Genomic DNA, 4,642 nt, shown 5'->3' on the forward strand with positions numbered 1-4,642 from the left:
GTTATAAACACGCCTAATCAACTTTTAACTTATGACATGCTCTAAATAAATTATTTTACAACTTCTATTCAACAATAATCGATAACGCATCAGCCACCTTTCTCTCCCCTTTACTATCAGACGGTAGTCCTGTCAAACGACCATTAACAACCATCGCGGTTGAACCACCACCATCCAAATTTATCGCATTAACCACGCCTTTGCTTTTCATAAAATCAGCAAGCTCTGTCAACCCCATTCCCTGACTTAGATATGGATTTCTTCCGTAGACAGCAAAAATATACATATTTCCTTTTGCATCAACACCAACAGAAGTTCTAGGGTGTTCTCCATATACCCAACTTGCATAAAAGCTACTGCGATCCAGAGTTTCATCTGATTCAAAATCTGTTGTATCTTGCCCTTCGATTGCTGATTTATGGCTAGAAATATGCCAACCTTGCTTATACCAATCCGCTAAGGGAATTTGCGAATTCAACAATAAAGTGGGACCACCTCCAATTATGAAAAGACCTTCTCGCAAACTAATTTCTTTTCCATCCGCATATACCTGATAGCTAACAGTTACACTCTCATTTTTTGGATCATTTACAAAGATATCAAGCAACCCTTTAGTGTTACCTGTTGCCAAAATTAAAGTTTCGTCATCCTTGAGCATACTTGGATAGCCACTAACTTTAGACAAACTGCTATTAGTATCATTTAAAATATACAGCTCCGCTTCAATCTTATCTAATAGATGGAGCGGACCAAATTCTTTTGTATAAGCGATAATTTCATTACTGTTTGTACAAACAACATCATGCGTAGGAAATTGAAACTCGCCATTTTGCAAATTACCACAATTGAGTATTTTATTTGGCAAGCGGTTTAAACCGTGAATGTCTAGCTCCTCATTCCCCTTTCGTAAAACTATTTTTGTATTTGTACTATGTGCAATAGTAGCCTTAATTTTACCTTTATTTTCTATGATTAAAGCAGGTCTATTATTAACAGCTTCACTCAATAACTTTCCATTCTCAACTGCAATACCAGAAATATCTCCAGGTAAACCTAATTTAGAATGCATCACAAAAAAGTTACCATTCACACTCACTAAAGAATCATTTGACTTACTAATTTCACTAGTCGTTGCTAACCCACTCACAGACTGATTAGCTAAACTAGAGATTACCTTTCCACGAAAAAGGTTAGGATCAATTTTCACTACGCTGATCAATTGATTTTTGTCACTTTTACACTTAGAGCATTTAAGTATTTCATGTACTTGAATACCCATTTCTAAAAGTTGCATTGAGAATGATTTAGCATCATAAAGGCTGTAAATTGGCGTAATAGAGAACTTTTTAAAAGGTACCTGATTACCTAAGTAATCAGGAAACTCTAATTTATGGGTGACCATTGATAGATGATGTTTCACTGAAAAATCAGCGAGAATTTTTTCTACTTTCTTACTCCTTGGCAAATGATAAGGCTGAGTTTCGATTACAAAACTTACTTCATCAGATGCTCGAATAACTATCTCTTCAAAATACACACCTTTAGAAAGCTCAGTCATTGAATTAGCAAGTGAGGGTTGTAATGTTATTAACCCTAAAATGATGCAATTAAATAATTTAAACAAAGTTAACTCCACTTTTCATAAACCAATCAAACAAAAAAGTAGACTGGCGGGCAGGCCAGCCTACTTAAACTGATAATAAGGAAATCAATTATTATCAGTACTTCTAGAAGCTATATCGAACACCGAACAAGACACGGCGATCAAGCTCACTGACTCCATATGGCAAGTAGCGAGAAGTTGCTTGATTTATCATTTGTTCGTTAGTTAGATTCAAAATTTGCATTTGAAATTGCAGATCTTCATTCACTCGATAATTCGCAGACAAATCTAGCTGCCCAAAATCGTCAATAAACCTTGGAACACCAAAATCATCTGAGAACTGAGCAAGATAGCGTTCACGCCAAGCGTAAGAGAGTCGCATATCTAGCGCACCGTCATCATAATAAATAGATGCGTTATAACTTAATTTCGATAACCCAGGTAGGCCGCTACTTCTCACATCGTCTTCTGTATTAAAGTCTGCTGCGCTCTCAGTAACTGTTAAATTAAATAGCCCACCGAAATTTTGCCAAATACCTTCAGGTAAGAAAGTAAATGGTTTTTGGAAGGCAAATTCAGCACCTTTAACACTTGCATCAACGCCGTTAGCTGGCTGGGTAAATATAATAGGTGCAGAGACAATTACACCGTCAGACTGCCTAGGGAATGAACGCACTTCTGTAAATGAAGTAGTATCTATAAGACCTTCTATGTCTTTATAGAATATATTGGCAGCTAGTAGTGCTTCTTCTTCAAAGTACCATTCAATACCGAAATCAAAGTTTGAAGATGTGAAAGGTTGTAGCTCAGGGTTACCCTTTGCACCTGTACCACCCCCTTCGTCAATCCCTCGAATAGTCTCAGATGGTGCAAGTGCAGGTAAATCCGGGCGCGTCAACGTAACAGAATAAGCAGCTCTTAAAAGTAAATTCTCGTCAAGTTCATGTCTTAAGTTTGCGCTAGGTAAGTACTCAGTATAACTATTCGATACAGTAATTGGCGTAATGCGCTCCGTAGGTTGGAATTGATTTTCAACTGTGTTACCAGAGGCTGTTTGATCTGTTTTAACCAACCTTAGCCCAACATTGAGTAGGGTATTTTCAAAATCAAAGTTAGCTTGAACATAAGCATTAAAGGTATCTTCATTTACTTGCCAACTTTCTGATGCACCAAATCCAGGTAATGGCCTTATAAAAGCTCCCGAAACAGCGTCACCTTGAGGATAAAAAACACTTCGTATTAAACGTGGGTCAGCAACAAGTTGTGAGTTTGGTGCCGATGAACCATCGACGTCAAAAGGCATCGTCATCGCAACACTCGCTAAACTTGGCATATCTTCAATGCCTGTTTCAGGTAAACGTTGAAGTCGTTCCTGAGTTTGAACTCGTGTTTTTTCACGTTCTGAATACCTAAAGCCAAAATCAATGCCGGTTAATGCCCCATCATCAAAGTACCGGCTGAAATCAAGCTTACCCGTTATTTCTTCATCCTCGTCAACCGATGGACGTAAGATAAAAACATTGAATAAAAAATCTTCGGGGTTTGACGTAAAATCAGTGTGGGAAGACTGAAAATCTACAAAGTCACCTCTAACATCATAAGAAACAGTACCAGGATCAAATTCACCATCCTCAGCTAATCGAAATGAATAAAGGTCAAATTGACGTGAAGCATCGCGTTTTGAATAGCCAATAAATGGGCGGATTTGCCAATAATCGTTTAAATCCCACTTTGTATCAAATGTAACTTGCGTGAACTCTTCATCAGTAGTTAAGTAGTTTGTCCCAACACGCTGCTGGACACCAGTAAAAGATGCTGAATTTACGATACCATTTTCAGAGCTATAATTGACAGTCTCACCAGGGTTTTCTACTGGCATATCATTTCTGTTTGCCAGCCTTTCACTGTCTGATGTTGCATAAAGCACTGAAAGCAACATTTCAAGACTATCTGTAGGGCGGTATTGTGCACTAAACGTCGAACCAAGTGTGTCTCTTTGTTCATCAAAAATATAATAGCGAGTGCCGTTAGCAATGAGATCATCCGAATCTCCTCGCCCCACTACATTCATTGGTCGCCAGACACCACTTTCCACGGTATTAGACTGAAAATGAGTGTCTGAATATGCAAGACTTGCAGAAAAGCCAAGTGTGTTATCTATATTATGACTAAAGAACACAGACCCTCTAGGATCAGCCTCTTCTAAAACTTCACTATAATTCCCTTGCGCTGATACAGTGAACTTAGTCCCTTCATAGCTCAGGGGTTTAGGTGTTTCTAGCGTTACAACACCTGCCATACCACCCTCAGTTTGCTTTGCTGTGGGAGTTTTCTTAACTGTCACATTAGAAAACAGTTCTGCTGCTAAAAGTTCGAAGTTAAATCCTCGTCCTCCAGAACTTGTAGCAAAACGTCCCCCACTACCATTTGACGTACCCGACATCCCGTTTACTTCAACACGTGTAAACTGTGGTCCAAGTCCCCTTAAGTTAATTGCTTGTCCTTCGCCATTACTGTTCCTATTTAAAGTTACTCCAGGGACACGTTGTAAAGATTCTGAAATATTTAAATCAGGAAACTTACCTAAATCTTCAGCAGAGATAGAATCTGTAACTTCTACTGATTCTCTTTTTTGACCTAGCGCTCTATTGAGGCTTGCTCGTACCCCCTGAACCTCAATCACCTCTAATTCAGACGCACGCTCATCGCTACTAGTGACTTGAGCGTGCGCATAATGCCCTACTAGCAAGCCAATTGAAGCAAGCGCAGTAGAGCATAAATTTAGATGAAACTTGTTTATTTTTTTCATTTTAACTCCTGTTGAATCATTAATTATGTACCCACCAATTAAATCACACTATGTTATTTAATCAGATTTTGGAAGTGGAAAGTCAAAAAAATTGCTAAAAAAATGACCTAAACAAAATTAAAAAAAGTTAATTCAAGGACTTAAACGGGGAGGCAATTAATCGTCAAATTTATTAATTAACATTTGGTTATTTAATGTGTAGTATTACAGTCACATTTGCCGTTAAGTAC

Annotated in this window: 2 protein-coding genes; both read right to left on the reverse strand. The window is 38.1% G+C overall.

Annotated features, from left to right (window positions below; translation table 11 throughout):
- Positions 1-64: 64 nt before the first annotated feature.
- A complete protein-coding gene (locus L1D51_RS20425; protein ID WP_239964686.1) occupies positions 65-1,624 on the reverse strand; it encodes a phosphodiester glycosidase family protein in 1,560 nt (519 codons plus the stop codon).
- 103 nt (positions 1,625-1,727) lie between these two features.
- A complete protein-coding gene (locus tag L1D51_RS20430) occupies positions 1,728-4,412 on the reverse strand; it encodes a TonB-dependent receptor (protein ID WP_239964687.1) in 2,685 nt (894 codons plus the stop codon).
- Positions 4,413-4,642: the final 230 nt, after the last annotated feature.

This window comes from Pseudoalteromonas shioyasakiensis (genome assembly GCF_022398475.1).
In the GTDB taxonomy this organism is placed as follows: domain Bacteria; phylum Pseudomonadota; class Gammaproteobacteria; order Enterobacterales; family Alteromonadaceae; genus Pseudoalteromonas.

Bases quoted from the DNA above. Each gene is read 5' to 3' on its own strand.
- L1D51_RS20430 (WP_239964687.1), bottom strand. From the start codon at position 4,412: ATGAAAAAAATAAACAAGTTTCATCTAAATTTATGCTCTACTGCGCTT.